This window comes from Kribbella sp. NPDC048837, assembly GCF_055586945.1.
Genome location: NZ_JBVJHF010000019.1, coordinates 10,447 through 28,611 on the forward strand (window position 1 = coordinate 10,447; position 18,165 = coordinate 28,611).

16 protein-coding genes and 1 pseudogene are annotated in these 18,165 nt (G+C 66.0%); 8 read left to right on the forward strand and 9 right to left on the reverse strand.

Annotated elements, in window-relative coordinates:
* Positions 1-1,570 precede the first annotated feature (1,570 nt).
* Both ACZ6O0_RS43640 and ACZ6O0_RS43645 read left to right on the forward strand, forming a co-directional pair.
* Positions 1,571-2,848, forward strand: a complete 1,278-nt coding sequence (locus ACZ6O0_RS43640) for a tyrosine-type recombinase/integrase (protein ID WP_465771016.1) — start codon at positions 1,571-1,573, stop codon at positions 2,846-2,848.
* Between the two features lie 945 nt (positions 2,849-3,793).
* Complete coding sequence (locus ACZ6O0_RS43645) at positions 3,794-4,174, forward strand: MerR family transcriptional regulator (RefSeq protein ID WP_465771017.1); 381 nt, start codon at positions 3,794-3,796, stop codon at positions 4,172-4,174.
* 38 nt (positions 4,175-4,212) lie between these two features.
* Here the strand turns inward: ACZ6O0_RS43645 and ACZ6O0_RS43650 are convergent, their stop codons facing one another.
* A complete protein-coding gene (locus tag ACZ6O0_RS43650; protein ID WP_465771018.1) occupies positions 4,213-5,151 on the reverse strand; it encodes an aldo/keto reductase in 939 nt (312 codons plus the stop codon).
* On the reverse strand, positions 5,148-5,504 hold the full coding sequence (locus ACZ6O0_RS43655) for an ATP-binding protein (protein WP_465771032.1): 357 nt from the start codon (positions 5,502-5,504) through the stop codon (positions 5,148-5,150). The genes ACZ6O0_RS43650 and ACZ6O0_RS43655 overlap by 4 nt, the downstream gene beginning before the upstream one ends.
* Here ACZ6O0_RS43655 and ACZ6O0_RS43660 point away from each other — a divergent pair.
* Positions 5,500-5,565: pseudogene (locus tag ACZ6O0_RS43660) on the forward strand (hypothetical protein); the annotation flags it as partial. The gene ACZ6O0_RS43655 and the pseudogene ACZ6O0_RS43660 overlap by 5 nt on opposite strands.
* A 99-nt stretch (positions 5,566-5,664) precedes the next feature.
* On the opposite strand, the gene ACZ6O0_RS43665 reads toward ACZ6O0_RS43660, so the two are convergent.
* From ACZ6O0_RS43665 to ACZ6O0_RS43685, 5 genes are all read right to left on the reverse strand, one after another.
* On the reverse strand, positions 5,665-6,186 hold the full coding sequence (locus ACZ6O0_RS43665) for a DinB family protein (RefSeq protein WP_465771019.1): 522 nt from the start codon (positions 6,184-6,186) through the stop codon (positions 5,665-5,667).
* A gap of 69 nt (positions 6,187-6,255) precedes the next feature.
* Entirely contained in the window at positions 6,256-7,044 is a 789-nt protein-coding gene (locus ACZ6O0_RS43670; RefSeq protein WP_465771020.1) for a DinB family protein, read from the reverse strand.
* Between the two features lie 545 nt (positions 7,045-7,589).
* Complete coding sequence (locus ACZ6O0_RS43675) at positions 7,590-7,970, reverse strand: VOC family protein (protein WP_465771021.1); 381 nt, start codon at positions 7,968-7,970, stop codon at positions 7,590-7,592.
* 238 nt (positions 7,971-8,208) lie between these two features.
* Positions 8,209-9,003, reverse strand: a complete 795-nt coding sequence (locus ACZ6O0_RS43680) for an alpha/beta fold hydrolase (RefSeq protein ID WP_465771022.1) — start codon at positions 9,001-9,003, stop codon at positions 8,209-8,211.
* Between the two features lie 335 nt (positions 9,004-9,338).
* Positions 9,339-10,337 (reverse strand): hypothetical protein, encoded by a 999-nt coding sequence (locus ACZ6O0_RS43685; RefSeq protein WP_465771023.1) that lies wholly within the window; start codon positions 10,335-10,337, stop codon positions 9,339-9,341.
* A 1,799-nt stretch (positions 10,338-12,136) separates the two neighbouring features.
* Between ACZ6O0_RS43685 and ACZ6O0_RS43690 the strand changes: the two genes are divergently transcribed.
* The 4 genes from ACZ6O0_RS43690 to ACZ6O0_RS43705 all read left to right on the forward strand — a co-directional run bounded on the left by ACZ6O0_RS43690 (position 12,137) and on the right by ACZ6O0_RS43705 (position 15,604).
* A complete protein-coding gene (locus ACZ6O0_RS43690) occupies positions 12,137-12,730 on the forward strand; it encodes an AMIN-like domain-containing (lipo)protein (protein WP_465771024.1) in 594 nt (197 codons plus the stop codon).
* A 140-nt stretch (positions 12,731-12,870) separates the two neighbouring features.
* The gene (locus ACZ6O0_RS43695) at positions 12,871-13,293 is read left to right on the forward strand and encodes an AMIN-like domain-containing (lipo)protein (protein ID WP_465771025.1); all 423 of its coding nucleotides are present in this window, start codon (positions 12,871-12,873) and stop codon (positions 13,291-13,293) included.
* An 8-nt stretch (positions 13,294-13,301) separates the two neighbouring features.
* Positions 13,302-14,264, forward strand: coding sequence for a GNAT family N-acetyltransferase (locus tag ACZ6O0_RS43700; protein WP_465771026.1), 963 nt, complete (start codon positions 13,302-13,304; stop codon positions 14,262-14,264).
* A gap of 365 nt (positions 14,265-14,629) precedes the next feature.
* Entirely contained in the window at positions 14,630-15,604 is a 975-nt protein-coding gene (locus tag ACZ6O0_RS43705) for an NYN domain-containing protein (RefSeq protein ID WP_465771027.1), read from the forward strand.
* A 532-nt stretch (positions 15,605-16,136) separates the two neighbouring features.
* On the opposite strand, the gene ACZ6O0_RS43710 is transcribed toward ACZ6O0_RS43705, so the two are convergent.
* A complete protein-coding gene (locus ACZ6O0_RS43710) occupies positions 16,137-16,982 on the reverse strand; it encodes a PASTA domain-containing protein (protein ID WP_465771029.1) in 846 nt (281 codons plus the stop codon).
* A complete protein-coding gene (locus tag ACZ6O0_RS43715) occupies positions 16,979-17,479 on the reverse strand; it encodes an RNA polymerase sigma factor (RefSeq protein ID WP_465771030.1) in 501 nt (166 codons plus the stop codon). Before ACZ6O0_RS43715 ends, ACZ6O0_RS43710 begins: the two co-directional genes overlap by 4 nt.
* Before the next feature lie 295 nt (positions 17,480-17,774).
* Between ACZ6O0_RS43715 and ACZ6O0_RS43720 the strand changes: the two genes are divergently transcribed.
* Positions 17,775-18,062, forward strand: coding sequence for a hypothetical protein (locus ACZ6O0_RS43720; protein WP_465771031.1), 288 nt, complete (start codon positions 17,775-17,777; stop codon positions 18,060-18,062).
* Positions 18,063-18,165: the final 103 nt, after the last annotated feature.

The window sequence follows — 18,165 nt, forward strand, 5'->3', positions numbered from 1 at the left end:
CTCACGTATCCCGTGCAGGGTCGCGGCTCGGCCAGGGTAAAGATGGATCTGTCGCCGGGTGCTGCGCCACATCCTCCACCGGGACAGACGTCTGAGGATCCCAGTCTCATCTCGGCGCCAACCACGGCCCTGACTGTCCACGAATGTCAGGACGACTTGAACGTCGTCATTCATCGCGGCGAGGTCACATCCAATGACCAGGCCCATCGATGCGTACAGCGTGGTGGCGGGAGCGATCACGTCCGCGCGTGCCGCGTAGCGCTGCCGCCGAGACCGGAGGAACACGGACGCCACGACGCTGTAGTACGGGTGCCCGGAGGAGTTGGTGACCTTGCACACCATCTCGGAATCCGACCAGATCCCTGGTTCATCAGGAAGCTCGACGTCTGCCGGTAGATCTTGAGCCTGGAAGTACATCTCACCGTGAAGGCCCGACGCATCACGTCGGTACTGGTCCCGCCTCGACGTTGTGATTGCTGCCGCAGCGGCAACGGCCGCGGCAGCACCAGCCACTCCGCCAACGCCATCACCGGCGGAACCGATAGTGCTCCAATCCATGACCACATCATGTAGCCAACGCTCATTTGCGGCACTGCGGCGCGCCAGTCCCGTGCGAACGCAACACCGGCACAGCCGGGCACCGGGTCGAGCCGAGCGTGAAGCCACCACCGTGGGCCCACGACGACACCGGCAGGACGAAGACGTGGCCAACTGCGGCAGCGCCAACCGTATGCCCTACAGTGACGCACTCCTCCCCGCGGCGTCCGAGCCACCGGGGCTAGTAGCGACTGTCGTGGTGATTCGCGACAAGCGAGATGAATCCTCTACCCAGCATTCTGCTCCGTACCCACGACTCCGTCCGGATCGAAACGGTCGACGCGGCCCCTGGTCTCGACCCGGTACGCCGTCTCCTATCTCACCTGAAACGAGGACGACCCGGACGTGCAGGTTGTCCGGATCGCGCTCGATCTGCCCGCCGGAGTGGCCAGTGGGCCGCTGACGCTCGAACCGAACGAGCGGTCGCGCAACCCGACAACATGCCGGAAGCCGGCGTAGCGGACGACGACCTGACCGCGGCGACGCAGAACGACGCAGAGGCGTTCTCAGTGCGTACGCCGAGTAGGACAACAAGGTGGCGGCAGTGACCTCGCCGGGTTCAACCATCCGCAGCCAATGCGGCGGTGAAGTTCGGTGACCTGAGGACTGGCAGCTCTACGCCGGCAACGACGACGGGCGGGCGACCGCGGTCAGACGATCATCTTCGGTTCGTGAGCATCGTGCTCTGGGTGTTGTTGCTGTTCCCGTTCATTGGCATATGCCGCAGAAACCTACGTCAGTCTGTACGTCGTTCCGCCGTTGGTGACAACCGCTCCCCTCGAGCCGGCCCCTCAGAGGTTCCCGAGTCTGCGGGTGCTCCCGCTCCGGCGGCATCAAAGTATCCGACGCTCATGGCCGACGTTGCCGGGTCTCAGCGCACCGCCGACACGCGAAGAGAGTCGCGCGAGCCCGAAAGCCTCACCTGCCGCCCGTTGACCTTCTCGATGCTGGCCATCGATTGAGAGGTCGCCGCGTGGCGTTTGCGAAGGATTTGTGGACTAAGGCTGTCAAGCAGCCGGACGGGACGATCGAGCGAGAGCGGAACGCTCGGTGGGGACGTGGGAAGCGGTGGCTGGCCGTGTGGCACGACCCGAACGGGGAGGAGAAGTCGCAAGCCTTCGAGACCAAGGTCAAGGCGTCTCGGTATGCGAACGCCATGGAGACGGACAGCGGCCGCGGCGAGTACGTCGATCCGAAGGCCGGCCAGGCTCGCTTCGCTGACATTGCCGCGCGATGGCTGGCGTCGCGGATCGTGGATCCGACTACGGTGATCAAGTACGAGTCATCGCTGCGCCTTCATGTCAACCCAGTGTTCGGGCGGCGGCAGCTGAGCAGCATCAAGCCGTCGGAGATCGCAGCCTGGGTCGCCGACCTGGAGGGCCGATTCGGTCCGGGCACGGCGCGCAACGCCTTCATCGTGCTGAACGGTCCTCTCGAACTCGCCGTGGATGACGGGACGATCAAGCGCAACCCAGCCAGCGCCAAGTCAGTGCGAATACCGGTCCCGCGGGACCGGAAGGTCGTCGTCTGGGCCGACGAGGTGATACGTCGGATCGTCGAGGAGCATCCCCCTCACTACCGTCCGATCCCGGTCATCGGTGCAGCAGCCGGGCTGCGACAAGGTGAGATCTTCGGGCTCGCGGAGGAGGACATCGACCTCGACGCCGGTGTCATCCACGTCCGGCGGCAGGTAAAGAGGCTCGGCGAGCACTTCATCTTCGCGCTGCCCAAGAGCGACAAGGAGAGGTCCGTGCCTCTCTCCGAAGGTGCCTCCGAGGTGCTGCGAGCACACGTCGATGGCACCAAGCCGCGGCCGCACACCCTGCCGTGGGAGCGCGTCGGCGGGCCGCCGTTGACGGTCAACATCCTTTTCCGGTGGAGAGACGATCTCCACATCAGGGCGCGCGGGTACGACGAGTATGTGTGGAAGCCCGCACTGGCGCGGGTCGGCGTGATCCCAGTGCCGACCCGGAATGCTCGTGGCGAGCTCAAATACCTCACCAATCGGGATACCGGCCTGCATGCCCTGCGCCACTACTACGCGAGTGTCTCGCTGGCCGACGGAGTCAACATCAAGGAGCTTGCCGAGTACCTCGGTCACAGCGATCCTGGAATCACGCTCCGCCTCTATACCCACCTGCTGCCGTCGTCCCACCAACGCTCCCGGAGAGCGATCGACAACAGACTCGGCGCCCTGTTCTCGATGTTCGCTGACGGAACAGACGCGGAACCGACTCTCCCGAGCCTTTAGAGAAGCCCCAAGGCCGGCGCCCCGGAACTGTCGGAGTGGGGCACGATCTGGGCTCTGACCTGCGGCAAGTCCCGCCAGCGGGCGGCTCGTCGATTGTCGTCAGCTTCCAGGGGAGCTCAAGGGGCGAAGTTGATCAGGTTCTTCGCGATCTTGCTCCCACCACTGCCACCTGCCATAAGCCGAGCGTACTGAGCGCACCGGCCAGGCGAGCGTGGCTCGCGCCTGGCGACGTTTGTCAGCCGCCCACGGAACAGCAACGGAACAGGACGACCCCGACTGACACCGAACCGCTGCTGGTCGATCCGGTCACCCGACGGCAGGAGCGACTAGAACATATATTCGAAGACAAACTAGCCTTGTTAGTGAATCTCAGGTGTCATTAGGGCCTTGGTCAGTGGCTGGATCTCTGTGAATTTTGATGTCGGTCTCCGGCTCCGGAGCTCTCGCGGCTGTGCCGACAGTTCGCTCACAGACGGGGCCAGTTCCTCACCGATGTTCCGCGGCGCGTGATGGCTTCGCGGCCGACGTCGGGTTAGGGATGCTTGCTGGAGCTCGGGGACCCCGGCTGTGGTGGCCGTTGGCCCAGGTGGTCGATGGCGGTCAGGAGCAGGGCCGCGTCGAGCCGAAGCGCCGCGTGGACTCCGCGTCATCACGGTCGATAGTGATCGCGCCGATCCAGGGGGTCCTGATAGCCATGCCAACATCATCGCTGGCGAGGTGCACTGGAGCACGGCACACCGGCACGCGCGACAACCTGCGCACGGAGGTCGCCTTGGCGATGCTGTGCGCGGTCCAGGCCTGAGTGCCGGACGGCAGCTGTGAAGTAGGGGCCTTGCCTGTGGCCGGTTGATCGACGATGGCTCCGAGCCACGGTGCGGTGGTTGACCAGCGAGCTTGTGCGGTCGGATCTGGAGCTGGCTCCAGGTGAGCTGTTAGGTTCTCGTGATGACGACCTACTCGCCGGCCGAGGCGGCCGCACAATCCGGGTTCAGCATCGATACGCTGCGCTATTACGAGCGCGAAGGCATTCTGCCGCGCATCGAGCGCAGCGCTGGTGGCCGGCGTGTGTATAGCGACGGCGATCTCTGGATGCTCGGATTCCTGCGCTGCTTGCGGGACACAGGTATGTCGATCGAGCAGTTGCGTCGGTACGGCGAGTTGAGCCGTGATGACACCACGATGCCGGAGCGGGTCGCTTTGCTCGAGGAGCACGCCGCCTCGATCCGGGCGCGGATGACCGAGCTCGACGCGGTCCTCGCCCGGGTTGAGGAGAAGGCGGACTGGTACCGCGGGGAACTCAGCCGGACGGGGGATGCGATGTCCTGACCCACTCCCGGCATTGGGGGGTGTTCGCGCGTCGTCGCCTATGCGCTGTCGAGCGCTGCCAGTTCGTCCTCGGTGAGGATGGTGGACGCGCCTACCACGGCCTGCTCGACCTGTTCGACGCTGCTGGCTCCGACGATCGCGGTCAGCGCCGGGTTCCCGGACGCCAGCCACGCGAGCACCACCTGGCCCGGTCGGAGTCCGCGTGCAGTGGCGACTCTGGTCAGCGCCGCCAGACGTCGTTCGGTGCCGGGGTGGCGGTACTCGGTCTCGAGTGGGCGGTCGTTGCGGTCGTATCGGCCCTGGAGGGTGGCGGTGTAGACCCAGCCGTCGAACGACGGGTTGCGTCGCAGGAAGTCGAGGCCGTCCGGTGACAGCATTCCCAGCGGGATCGGCTGGCCCTCCACGGCCATGCCGCCGGCGGGCTGAAGGTAGGAGTAGCGCTCCTGGTACGCGGTTGGTTGCGGGTGGCCCTCGCGTTCGGCGGTGGCCCGGATCCGCTCGAGCAGCCAGGACGGGTGGTTCGACACGCCCCAGCGAGCGGTCAGGCCGTCACGGACCAGGCCGCCGAACGTCTCGACCAGGTCTTCCACCGGAACGGTCGGGTCTTCGACGTGCGCCCAGTACAGGTCCACACCGTCCACTCCCAGCCGCTCCAAGCTCTGTGCCATGGCTCCGCGCACGACGTCCTCGCTCAGCCCTTCGAGGTGGTCGGGGAACCCGCCGACCCGCGTGGGCTGGGCTCCGACCTTGGTACTGAGTCGGACGCGGGCCCCGGGGTTGGACGCCAGCCAGCGGCCCAGCAGCGCCTCACTCTGGCCGCCGAAGCCGGTCTCGGAGGTCCAGAAGCTGTAGTTGTCGGAGGTGTCGATGAAGGCCCCGCCCAGCTCGGCGTACCGGTCGAGGATCGAGAAGGCGGTCCGTTCGTCCACCCTGGTGCCGAAGTACATCGCCCCGAGGGCCATCGTGGGTGTGTTCATGGCACCACCCTCGTTGCTGGAGCACGCTCCAGGTCAAGCCGCGAGTACACGAAAGCTGCGGAGCCGCCGAAGGTGAGCCGGTCGACGATGGCGGTGCAGAGCCTGGGGTCGGTGAAGATCTTGCCCCAGCCGGTGAACGACTCGTTGGAGGCGATCGCGACCGAGTTCTTCTCCTCGCGCTCGGTGAGAACCTGGAAGAGGAGTTCGGCGGCACGGCGGTCGAGTTTGATGTATCCGAGTTCGTCGATGCAGAGCAGATCGACGGGGCGTACCGGCCGCCGTCCGTTTCCTCTCCTGCGAGCACTGCTGGGACCGCTGCATCTTCTTCCGCTCGCCGGGATCGACTGAGTGATCGCCGGCGGTGAGAGCGGAGTCTATGCGCGTGCCGTCAATCCGCAGTGGATCAGGGACCTGCGGGATGACTGTATGGCGGCTCGCACACCGTTCTTCTTCAAGCTTCTCTGCACCAACGAGCCCGCGTGCGAATCCTTGGGTCGAGATCGTCGCGAGCGGTCACGGAGCCTGCTTGGTGATGGCATCGGTGAGCAGGTCGAGGTGGCCTACGTGGCAGGCCGTCTCCTCGAGCATGTGCACCATGACCCAGCGAAGTGTCACGGGGCCCTTTCCGAACGAGGGACGAGGCGCGGTCGTGTCGAGTGTGGCAAGCTGGCTGGCGACTTGGCGACTACGGGTGCAAGCCGCCCGATACAGCGCGGAAATCTCTCCGACTGTGTTGCCGGCCGCAGACTCAAAGTCCCACTGCGGTTGGGTGTCGAGCGGCGCCGACGCCCACGGCTGAGGAAGTTCGCCTCCTCCGACTCGTGCAATGAACCAATGATCTTCCATGTGCGCGAGATGCTTCACGATCCCACCCGGCGTCAGGTCTGTAGCCGGGAGGCTTTTCGTTCGCGCCTGCGCGTCCGTCAGCCGTTCGAGGCGCGAAAGCGCCCGGCGACGGTACTGATCGAGGAATTGGCCGAGCGTGGTGCGCTCATCGGCGTCGAGCTCTGGGTATCTCTCAGCGTCAGCGCTCATTTCTGTTCTGAGTCCCTCCGCCCTCGTGCTGTGGCTTGCGGTGGCCGGGCTTGGTTCTCTGCCGGTGGATCACACTGTGCCGGGCAGCTTCGAGGACGTCCGGGCGGCACCGGCCTCGAGCTCGGCGAGGTCGCGCACCGCATAACGGTGATGCTCGGCCTCTTCCTTCAGCACCACCTTGAGACAGCGGCGCACGACGTACTCCTGGTCGGGATACGGGTCTGCCGGCTTGCGACCGCAGACCCGATCGAGCTCGGCCTCGGTGAGCCCGTCGATGACACGCCGCGTCGTGGCCATGCGGGCGAGCCGCGGCGCGAGGACCTCGTCAAGCGTCGGGGTGGCGTCGAGGGTGAGCCCGAGCTTCGCCGACTCGTCGGGCGGCATCCCGCCGTAAGGGAAGCCCAGCGGGTGGTACGGCGCTTCCTCCTCGAGCACCGCATTGCCAAGCCAGGCATCGCCGGCGAACAGCAGGTGCCGTTGAGTCTCGACGAACGACCACTCGCCGTCGACCTGCTCGTGCAGCCTGGCCTCGGGCAGCAGCCTGGCGCGGTCGAGCGTCGCCGCCCACAGCGCCTCGATGGCATCCCAAGCAGCGCGGTAGTCGTCGGGGGACGCGGCATCACGCGCCAGCACCCGCGTGGGGTGTTGCCGGTCGAGCTCGGCCTCGACGTATGCGGTCACGTCGACGTCGTTGACGACGACACGCTCGAAGTCGCCACCGAGGTAGACCTCGCTCCCGTAGCAGTCGACGATCTTCAGCCCGCTGACCTCGCAATCGCGGATCTCGAGACCGGCAAGGTCGCACAGGTGGATGCGGCCACCGCGGAACTGGTCACTTTGGGTGTACTCAGTAGCCATCGAGGAAGTCTCCCGCACCCGTCCCTCCCGCGCCACGTTGGCGACCAAGTTGTCGAACTACGACTGGGCGGACCTCATGGACACCTGCTGGTGTTGGCTCGCTGCGCCGTGACCGGCCAGCAATTCGCGGACGGTTACGCATGGCTCAGTATCGAGGTGTCGCAGCACTCCGGCACAAGGGGGTTGAGAATCGATCGTTTCCCAACCGTTAGATCCGGCGACGCGATCAGCCCTGTCGCCCAGCACCTGAGGTGTCGCGGAGTGCCTAAGAACTCCGCGCTCACCCCTTCTTGTTCGTACCGCTTGCCAGTAGCCGACCGCGTCTACGAGCACTGTTTCCGGTGCCGTCCGGGCTCTGCTCGACACCTTCGTATCTGGGCTCCACCAGCAACTTTCGCATCGCGCTTGGCTTACGGGCAGCCCCCCGCACCGTGTGATCCACCAGCAGTTGCACGACACATGTCCGCCGAATGATTCGCGACCGGCTGGAACCCTGGGCGCCGGCCAACGCGGGCTCAGCCGATGTGCGGTGAGCCTGCCAGGAGTCAACCGTTGGAAGGCCCCATTCCTGACGGATCGCGGGCTAGGCAGAACTCGTTGCCCTCAGGGTCCGCGAGGACGAGCCAGGTCTGACCGAACTCTTCGCGTGCGGTTGGAGTCAGTCGAGTGGCCCCGAGCTCTTCCAGGCGGCTCACCTCCAGCTCAACGTCGTCTACAAGCAGGTCGAGGTGCATCCTGTTCTTGACCGTCTTGGGCTCTTCAACCTGTTGAAGAGTGAGAGCGACATCGTGCGAACGCAGTGAGACGTACCGGCCTTCGATGACGCCAACCACTACGAACCCCACGGCGTCCTGCCAGAACCTCGTCATGCGGTCCAGGTCAGCGCAGTCGAGGGTGAACTCAATCCTCACATCGACATTCTCCACCGGCGAGACGCCGACATGGGTTCTCCAGCTCGGCCTCCGAATCGAGAACCCGCTGCCTGGCCGGGAAGGCGAACCAACCCTTCAGGTCATGTGCGTAGGCCTTCACCGTGTTCGGGATCGCTAGATGTCGATGAGATAGGCCGGATGCCGCTCGACTGGCACCACCGGGCGGTCATGCTTCCTTGGAGCGCTCCAATGACTCCGTCGGTGCGTCTCGAGGATCCAGGTGCGCCGACGCTCAGCGGTGTAGGTCGAGGAACGTTGTGAGTTCCGCGAGGTACCGGGGGCGGTTGTCTCGGCGTACTGAATGGCCGGCACTGGCGATGTGTACCGCCCGGAACTCGCCGGCCGCCGCTCGGGCGCAGCGCTTCGCGTACTCGGTGGAGATCAGTGAGCCGCGTTCACTGTCCCCATGGATCAACAACACCGGGCACGTGATCGCGGCCAGCAGGTCGGTCAGCGGAGCCGCGTCCTGAAACGGCAGATCGAACAGATGCGGGTTGAGTTGCGCCTTCGACACCGCCCAAGGCTCAAGCTCGTCATGGGGCCAGTCGGGGTCCTCGGATCGGCCCCGCGCAATCCGTGACGGCAGATCGAGCGCTCGGAGGTCCGCGAGCCAACTCGGCACGGACAGCGGTTCGTCCTGTTGACCGGCAGACGGCTGTCCAGTCGGTGGGTCCTCCAGCACAACCGCACGGACCAGGTCCGGCCTCGCCGCGGCCAGGTAGGCAGCCGACATCGCGCCCATCGAGTGGCCGACCACGACCAGCCCGCCGTCACGGGGCTGGCTCGACAGCACGAGGGCGGCATCGTCGCGGTGTGCGGCATAGCCGAAAGGTTCCTCTGGAAGCCCGGACTCGCCGTGCCCGCGCGCATCGATCGCGAGCCCCCGAACTCCAGGCATCGCGCGGATCAGTGGCTCCCAGCACTGCGCAGAGTCGGAGAAGCCGTGCAGGAAGGCGACCTCGGCCGCCGCCGCCTCATCGGTCCGATACCACGCCAGATGGGCCGTCCTGCCTCGCACGTCGAACATGGTTGCGGACAATAGCGCAAATACGCCCGCGCCCAGGCTGTAGGTCGGGCCGGCCGGCGCAGAGCATCACTCTGCTGCTGCAGGCCAGATGCCGAATCTGCTCTCGGATGGCTCCGTCGGTTCGAACCCTGAACCTGCGGAACAAACGGGCCCATGATGGCCTAGTACCGAACCCCTCTAGGCGGCACGTGCCTCACTTCGAAGGGCGTCTGGCCCCACGAGCCGACCCTCTTTGACTCCATTTCGCACCACGATTGATCCCACGACCTGCGAAGGGAGCGCGCCTGCGTGGCCCCAGTCGCGCGCTGATCGGTCTGGCGTGCCTGGCCGAGGGCTCACAGCTGTGACGTTCGAGCTATCCCACTGCGCAGACGGTCGAGCCTTGTGTAGCGCTGGCTGAGCGTCCAGGCCCAGGGCCTGCCGGCTGCGGTCTTGGTGTCGTTGACGATCAGGCCGTCCAGCTGCACGGTATCCGTGTCCGAGGGTCCGCTAAGCAGCATGACGCCGTGGGAGTCACCCTCGACCCTGGCGCCGTCGGTCAGCACCTGGTCGATCAGATCAGCGAGCCCATGTTCGCCGGCATGGCCCAGCCGAGCCGCTTCGGTTGGGGTGAATGCGACTGTGGGATGGTAGCTGCGGATCTTGGCGACCTTGGACTGGATGCTCCCGTGGTAGTAGAACCCGAAGTGGGAGATGCCCTCGCGGAACGTGCGATCGGGCTGGCAGATGTAGGCGCTGTAGTGGAGGTATTCCTGCCAGGCGGACTTGGCCGCAACGACTACGGCGTCGTCGTTAGTGAGCAGTCCGTCGGCCTCGAACAGCGCCACAAGCTCGGTCAGTAGGAACCGAGTCTGCTCGCCGATCAGCCTGGTCGGATCGGCCGTGATGCCGGTGATCACATCAGCAAGGTCCTTGAATGACAGCCACACCACCTGCTCGCGAACCGCGTCGTTCACGCCGTCCAGGTTTTCGAACCAGGACGGCGTTGCCGGGTCTGGTGTAAGGACGAACAGGCGTGCGTGCGGATCGTCCTCGAGCTGCTGGGCGTGGGCGCGGACCTGATCCCTGTCGTGCCCCTCCGCCGTATAGCCGCCTCGGGCGGTCTTAGTTTCGAACCACCAGGTGAACCGAGCCGAGATCCGCGCATCGGGAACAGCGCCGACGTTCACGACCTGGTTCTCGAACGTCACCGTGCGCAGCTCCTCGCCGGTGCCGGTCGCGGCTTCGAGCAACTCTTGAACCAATGCAAGGTCAATCCGCTCGAACACGGCCATCAGGGAGGATGTAACACGGTTCTCGCCGCCGCGATAGGTGGAGAACAGAGGGTTCGGCATGGGTCGACCTTAGTCAGCAGCCGCGCGCCAGGGTCGCGAGTGGTACCGGCCGGGCTGGGCCTGCGGTGAGCCGGGCGGGCGTCGCCGCGGCCCGGGCTAAGTCGACCACCGAGAACAGCGATGGCCGCGGCTTGATCCGCACTTCGTGGTGCTCGCCTGCGCGGTGGTGCATGGATCCACAGCCGCGCGATGAGCGAACCGGGCCGGACTGAGTCGGAACTGCTGCGGGGCACATCGCCAGGTTGCCGATTACCGGCACCGCTTCGGCAAGTCGTTGACGCCCGGCCAGATCGGCCCCGCCCGCCAGCTCAAGGCCGAGGGCAAGTCGTCCGGGCAATCGCACAGGCAGTCGGGTCCAGCCGCGCAACAATCCATCGTGCTCTCACCGCAGACCCCACTGCCGAGCTGATCGTCGCCCTCGCCCCACACAACCAAGCCGCGCAGCATCACCGCGGCTGTCCCACCTGCGGCGACTTCCCCGGCGACAACCCGGAGGCGGCGCGGCTGCGCGAAGAACTACAGACCGAGTGGTGATCGACAACCGACGAGGATCCGGACCGGATCGTGGTGACGCGGCATTGCGGCCGGTGCCAGCCACAAATCGTCTACGCGATGGCATGCCTGGCCTGTGGCGACGGGCCGCTCCTGACCGGCCAGCTGGCCGAGCTCGCCCGCGACACCGACCCGCAGCAGCTGCCGGCAGTCGTCACCGAACAGCTCACCGCCGCCTAGTGGCAGTGGACGACGACCTCGTACGGCACCGGCTGGGTCTGCCGCCGGGACGCGACCGGGCAGTCCAGCCCGGCCCAGGTCAGGCTTTCGAAGTGACCGCCCCGGCCGAGATCCGGCGGGAAGGATTCAGCCTGGTGCTGTCCAGCTCAGCTCTGGAGGTCGGACCGGTTCACCGGCTTGCCTGGGCTGGCTTCGGGCTGGAGACACCAAAGAGCAGCAGGGGCAGTGTTCGCACGCCCCGTCGACCTTGCCCTGCCAGAGCCGGCCGCAGTGATGGCAGTCGCCAAGGTGAAGGTTGGCTGCCCTCCGTCTTCGGCCGCAGCGTGGGGATCCCTTGCTCGAACCGCCTGCCGAACGGCGATGAACGCCGCCCGCGAGGCCGATGATCCGCACCTGATCGCGCTCGGCGCTTGGGCCTGTCCGGCTCGTATCGGCGCGCAGGCCAGCAGGACGAAGCGACGCGGCTCTGTCTCGCGGCCGCAGACGAGCTGGAAAGGCGGATCGACAGCAGCGACCCGCAGAAGACCCGCTGGCCGACTACGGAATGCTCCATCTCGCTGCGGCGATCAGCCCAGCTCAGTCGGACGAGGACGGCCGGGCCTGGGCGCTGCATCGGGTCGCCGAGAGCGCGGCCAGGGCTCTCGGATCTCACTACGACGCCTGGACCGCGTTCGGTCGGGGAAATGTCGACAACACCCGGATGAGTTATTTGCAGACGAGTTCGGACATCCGTGCAGCCGACTTCGAACATCGACAGCAAGAGCGCACAGGTGTCCGCGAGGGTGTTGAGAAACGTGTGACAAAGTCAAACGGGCCTAAAACTCGTCACTCGCCCTTTCTCAGACAAGCTGGACGCGTGGCGATTCGCGACCGGTCCCAACGGAACTAGCCAAGCTCCTGGCGGCGCGGCCCACCGGACCGGGGACTCGAACACACATCCACGGGTTAATTGACTGTCGGCTCACTCAATTGCTCGATTGAAATGATGGGTAGTAGAAATCGGTTGGGCTGATCGAGAAACTTTGAGGTTGCCCGGTGCATCTAACTGGTGTCCAAAGGGGGGCATCGTGAAATGTATTCACACCATCATCCGCATCCGCAAACCGATCCGCACCGCGTTCGCCGTACTGGCGATCGCCGCCGTACCGGCGGGAGCCGTCGCTGTACCTGCGGTCGCCAACGCGACCACGACCGCCACCTCTGCCGGTTGTCCCACCGGCTGGGGTTCATTGCCTGAGGCAAGCACGTACACCGGCCCGGGCCACCTGACGAACGTCCGGACCGGCCGGCACACCTGTTTCGACCGGATCGTGTTCGACGTCAAGGGCAAGCCGTCCTGGTTCCGCGTGTTCTACGTGAAGGAGGTGTCCACGGTAGGCGAGGGCCGACCTGTCCCGCTTCGCGGCGGCGCCAAACTCGAGATCATCCTCAGCGTTCCGTCGTATGACGACGTGCACAGCACCTACAACCCGACGAACGTCGACGAGCTGACCAACGTGAGCGGTTACCGAACCTTCCGGCAGGTCGCGACCGCCGGCAGCTTCGAAGGTCAGACAACGATCGGGCTCGGAGTTCGCGCCCGACTCCCGTTCCGCGTCTTCACCCTCACCGGCCCAGGCGCGACAGGCCGCGTCGTCGTCGACGTCGCCCACAGCTGGTGAACGCCGTGAGATCGCTGTGCGCCGCGCTGGCAGTCCTCGGGGTCGTTGCGGTGCCGGCGGGAGCGGTCGCTGTCCCGGCGGCCGCCACCGCCGGCACCAGCGCTTCCTGCCCTGCAGGCTGGGGCTCATTGTCCGAGGCAATGAACCGCAGCACGACCGCTGTGTTGACGAACGTCCGGACCGGACGGCACTCCTGCTTCGACCGCGTCGTGTTCGACATCTCGGGCAAGCCGCCCGGATACACCGTGCGCTACGCATCCGAGGTGTTCTACACCCACACCAATCGTCCCATGCCGCTGCGTGGCGGTGCGCAACTCGAGTTCGCCATCGACGGCAACGAGTTCGACGCGACCGGACGTCCGGCTTTCCAGCCACCGAACGAGCTGAAGGTCGCCGACGTGACCGGCTACCGCACACTCCGGCAGGTTGCCAGCGGTGGTTCCGCGGAAGGCTTTACGGTGTTCGGTATCGGAGTCCGCGCGCGCCTGCCGTTCCGCGTCTTCACCCTCGCAGGTCCGGGATCAGGCAGCCGGCTGGTCATCGACATCGCTCACCGGTGGTGAATGGAGCTATGCAGCCAAGCGTCGTACTGCCAGATGGGTACATCGTCCGTGCTCCTGAATTAACCGATGCCGAGAGGATCTTCGATCTCAGGTCGGCCTACAACACGGCGGTGGTCGGGTTCGCCGATTGCACGCTGGACGAGGTCGCGGACGGCCTCGCCGAGCCCGGATTCGAGCGGGCAACCGACGGCCTCCTCGTGCTGGCGGCCGATGGGCGGCCGGTTGGCTACGCGACGACCTTCGGCAAGGGCGACGGCCTGGTGATCGAGATCGAGGTGGTGTCGCAGGAGCAGGCGGTCGTCGCCTGGCTGGTCGATCACGCGTTGCAACGTGCCAGGCAGATGGGACGCGAGCACGGACACGCCGAGATCACCGTAGATTCGTGGGTCTATCGCGATGACGAGCTGGTGTGCGCTCTACTGGCTGATCATGACTTCGCAGCCTGTACGACGTACCACCGGATGCGGATCGATCACACCGGAGCCGTTGCCGTGCCCGATCCACCCGCGGGCGTGGTGGTACGCCGCGGGGCGTTCGACGACGCCACCCGCTGGACTGCTCACGAGGTCGTCATCGACAGCTTCCGCGGCCAGTACGGCTTCGTCCCTCGTCCGCACGACGAGTGGGTCGAGGCACTCGGGGCGAGCTCGACCTTCGACTGGTCCCAGCTGACGCTCCTCGAGATCGACGGGCGGGCAGTCGCGGTGCGAAGCTGCAACGACGAGTTCGTCGAGGCCGAGAACTGCGGGTCCGTCGGCATGCTCGGCGTCCTCGAAGAGTTCCGGGAGAGAGGACTGGCGAAGTTCTTGCTGCGTGACGCATTCGCCAGAGATGCGGCTGCTGGGCGGGCCGGCACGATCCTGCACGTCGACACCAACAATCCGACCCCGGCCCTCGGCCTCTACCTGTCGGTCGGCATGCAGCCCACCCTCGTCTTCGACGGCTGGCGCCGAGTCATCCCACTCCGCTAGTGCCGCACCACGAAGCGTTCGGGTCGTAGCATCCTGCGTCCGGCGGTGGATGCTCTGGTCTGGTCCCTGTCCACTGCCGGTTACGCTGCATAGGCCTGCGTCCTGCGTACATTCGGTTAACCTCAACGTTGAACGCTGTGCAAGCGAGGGAACGTTTACCGTCCGTACCCCGCGGCCCGGAACAGCCACCCGCATCGACGCGGATGCACACAAGGCAGCGGTCGACCGGATCCCCTGCGTAGACCTCGGCGCGGTCCTGGAGGCGAGGTGTGGTGTCTAGCGGTGGGTCGGTGGGATGGAGGCTTGTCTCTCGTTCTTGGGCACAATGGCGTCGGGAGCACACCATCCCATCGAGAAGGGGAATCATGGCCGAACCCGGCGTGACCCGCGTCGCCGTCTACATCGACTTCGACAATATCGTGATCTCGCGCTACGACCAGGTGCATGGTCGTAGCCAGTTCCAGCGTGACAAGGTGCGGGCGTTCGACCGGGCGGAGACGTCGGCCGAGCCCGACATCGCAGACAAGCTCAGGCGCGCCACGGTCGACATCGGCGCAGTCATCGACTTCGCCTCGTCGTTCGGCACGCTCGTCCTCACGCGCGCCTACGCGGACTGGTCAGACCCGGTCAACGCCGATTACCGCGGGCAGTTGGTCAGCCGCGCAGTGGACCTGGTGCAGCTGTTTCCCGCCGCCGCCTACGCCAAGAACGGTGCCGACATCAGACTGGCAGTTGACGCGGTAGAAGACATGTTCCGCCTCCCGGACCTGACCCATGTGGTGATCGTGGCCGGAGACTCCGACTACATCGCCTTGGCCCAACGCTGTCGGCGCCTTGGCCGCTACGTCGTGGGCGTGGGGGTGGCCGGATCGACCAGCAGATCGCTCGCCGCGGCCTGCGACGAGCTCGTCACGTACGATGCGTTGCCCGGTGTCACACCCATCGACACTTCCCAGTCGGCGACCGAACAAGCGGCAACCCCCAAGGCCGAGCCCGCGGGGCCCGCCCGGTCCTCCTCCCAACCGGGCTCGCGACATACCAGGCGCCCGGGCGCCGCGGTGCCCGACGTGGCCGATCCCGACTCCGAAGACCCACAGCGGCTGGCGACCAGCCTCCTCGAACGCGCGCTGCGCCTGGGACAAGACAAAGACGACGCGGACTGGCTGCACAGTTCCGCCGTGAAGAGTCAGATGAAGCGCATGGACCCGTCCTTCAGCGAGAGGGCGCTCGGCTACCGATCGTTCTCGGACTTCGTGAGGTCACGCGAAGCCGTCGCCGAACTCGACGAGACAACCTCCGCACAGCTCGTACGGCTCAATCCGACCCTGACCGCACGGTAGCGAATGACGTAGACAGACCGGACCCAACGATCCAGCAAGCGACGCCTCGCCCCCACACCAAGGCGGCCACACGCACGCTCGCTTCCCCTGCGATCGAAGATCCGACCGCTCGAAGGAACGACCTGCGGATTAGGGGGGTCATGATGCGGTACACACAGCCCTCTTTAGACTCCAGCAGGCTCATCCGAACAGGGCGACAGCCCCTCCAGCAGACGCGAGTCGATTCTGTTTCGCACCACGTCTGATCCCACGAGTCAGGCTTGGCGTCACCGACCCGGTGTGCGCACGCCGAGGCTAGTCCTGTGATCCGCCACGAGATCCGCGACACATCTCCGCCAACTGATGTGCGACAGGCTAGAAGTTAGTCCACGTGTCGGAGCAACGTACGGATCTGCCGCCGACAGTGAAGCCCGCTCATGCCGAATTCCGGATGTCGCTCGGCGGACTCGATCGCCCTCCGCCTGCGTCCAGAAGAGTCCGCGGCGCCGATACCGTCAGGCTATGGCCGGTTGGAAGAGTTGCGCGCGGACTTTCAGGGCTGGGCGACGACAGTGACTGTTACCGTCGCTCCCGGCGTCAGCATCGTGCCTGGCGATGGCGAGACGGCCAGGATGTTGCCGGGTATGGAGCCAGGCGACTTCCTGGTCTGGATGTGGGGTTTCAGGCCCAGTGCGGTGAGCCTGTCCGCGTATTGCTCGCCGAAACGGGCGGCTGGATTCGATTCGCTGAACAGGGGCTCTGGGACACCGACCTTGTCTGGAACGATCGTGATCCGGGCGAGGATGCTGTGAACCTCGCCGGCGTTCGTGGAAGACTCCGCCTGGAACGCTACGTCGAGAGACGGAATGAACACCGCGCCTGAGCAGACCGTGACGCGGTCGTCGCCCGTGCAGCGTGTCCGCTGACGTTCGGCTCGCACACCGTCGACCTGGAAGGTCTCGTCGGCATGGAAGTCGATTGGCTTGCCGCTACGCACCAGCACGCTCTCGACACCTTTGGGGTAAGGCGTCTCACAGAGGTCCTGGGGGCCCGCGTCGATGATGACCGTGTCCTTCAGCGGCGTTCCGCAGCGGAGCTGGTTCGTGGCCCATTGCTCGGGCACGGCGATGGCGGCGTGCCCGATGCCCACCAGTCGCGTCGCGGCAGGCACCGGAGGTGTCGTGGCAGCCGGCGGGTGCCCGCCAGTGGGGCGGACGGCCAACGTCGTCGCCGCGATCGCCGCGGCGGCTGCTAGCGCCACACCACCAACCGCGAATCGCCTGGCGCGGATTCGACGGCGCCGGATGCGGTCGGCGACCTCGTCCTCGGCGAGGTCGACGGCGTCGCTGCCCTCGGCGGCTGTGGCCCGGAGCAGTTCGCGTAGGTCGTTGGCGGTCATCGGGTGCGCTCCTCGGTGATGCCGAGCTGCGTGGCGAGTTTCGCCCGCGCGTCGGCCAGGTGACGTTTCACGGTGCCCTCGGCACACCCGAGCTCGTCGGCAATCTCGGTCACGGTCAGGTCTTCGTAGTAGCGCAGGACAACGCACGCCCGCCGCCTCGGCGACAGGGTCCCCAGTGCTCTGCGGACCTCGTCGGCCACAGCGGCCCGGTCGTCGTCGTGGTGTGGTGGATCGACCAGCAGATGGCGTGTCGCGTTCCACCTGTTGAGTCGCCGGCGGCTATCGACGTACTGGTTCAGCATCGCGCGCCGGACATACGCCTCGAGTTGGTCGATGTCCGCGCCGACCCGGCGGCGACCGAACACGCGCGTGAGCGCCTCCTGGACCAGGTCGCTGGCTGCCGTCGGGTCGCCGGTCAACAGATACGCATAACTGCGAAGCGCGGCGCCACGCGTCGCCAGCAACGCACGGAACGCACCCTCCCAGTCAGCAGCCACCACACCACCGTCCGTTCCCTGTCACCGACCTAGACGAACAACTGGACCGCGACGTTGGGGTCCCGAGAGGAATCGACCGTCCGGGACTACCGTCGGATTGGCTCTTCCACAACATCGATCTGGACTGGCACAGCTTCGAGCCTAGGCGCACCGGCGGTCGCTCCCCGAAGACACTTGACCAGCAACGTACGGACATGCCGCTGGCCGCGCGGTCATGCCGATGAGAGTGTGCACATGAGGTCGCCCGGTTACCCCCCACCCTGCCTCACCGGTACGTCACCGTGATGACGATGACATGACTCAACCCGAAGTCGACGAGATCGAGCGTCGACAGGCGAACCTGCGGTACCTACTGAATCAATCGGACCCCATCGGAGTGGCCGATCTCGTCTCTGACGAGTACGACTGCCTGCTGGCGCCGCTGTGGCGGCTGCTGATGCAAGGGGCCTCACGAGCTGAGCTCAGTGAGTTCCTTTGGTACGACCTCAAGGATCACTTCGGACTTGACCCCGAGGGCTGTGAGGTCGATCGATTCGCAGACCAGCTCGCCGCATTGTCGGCCACCTGGGTGGACCCTGTCTAACGCACTATCATGGCTCCCTTCTGTGTCAAGAGGCGGCGGGCAGCGGGGTCGTAGGCTGTTGTTCGGCGGGTCCGGGAAGTGGCTTGTCCGAAGAGCCGGCGTT

Excerpts from the sequence above, each read along its gene's own strand:
- ACZ6O0_RS43645 (WP_465771017.1), top strand. The coding sequence starts at position 3,794 with ATGACGACCTACTCGCCGGCCGAGGCGGCCGCACAATCCGGGTTCAGC.
- ACZ6O0_RS43650 (WP_465771018.1), bottom strand. The coding sequence starts at position 5,151 with ATGAACACACCCACGATGGCCCTCGGGGCGATGTACTTCGGCACCAGG.
- ACZ6O0_RS43665 (WP_465771019.1), bottom strand. The coding sequence starts at position 6,186 with ATGAGCGCTGACGCTGAGAGATACCCAGAGCTCGACGCCGATGAGCGC.
- ACZ6O0_RS43670 (WP_465771020.1), bottom strand. The coding sequence starts at position 7,044 with ATGGCTACTGAGTACACCCAAAGTGACCAGTTCCGCGGTGGCCGCATC.
- ACZ6O0_RS43680 (WP_465771022.1), bottom strand. The coding sequence starts at position 9,003 with ATGTTCGACGTGCGAGGCAGGACGGCCCATCTGGCGTGGTATCGGACC.
- ACZ6O0_RS43685 (WP_465771023.1), bottom strand. The coding sequence starts at position 10,337 with ATGCCGAACCCTCTGTTCTCCACCTATCGCGGCGGCGAGAACCGTGTT.
- ACZ6O0_RS43695 (WP_465771025.1), top strand. The coding sequence starts at position 12,871 with ATGAACCGCAGCACGACCGCTGTGTTGACGAACGTCCGGACCGGACGG.
- ACZ6O0_RS43700 (WP_465771026.1), top strand. The coding sequence starts at position 13,302 with ATGCAGCCAAGCGTCGTACTGCCAGATGGGTACATCGTCCGTGCTCCT.
- ACZ6O0_RS43705 (WP_465771027.1), top strand. The coding sequence starts at position 14,630 with ATGGCCGAACCCGGCGTGACCCGCGTCGCCGTCTACATCGACTTCGAC.
- ACZ6O0_RS43710 (WP_465771029.1), bottom strand. The coding sequence starts at position 16,982 with ATGACCGCCAACGACCTACGCGAACTGCTCCGGGCCACAGCCGCCGAG.
- ACZ6O0_RS43720 (WP_465771031.1), top strand. The coding sequence starts at position 17,775 with ATGACTCAACCCGAAGTCGACGAGATCGAGCGTCGACAGGCGAACCTG.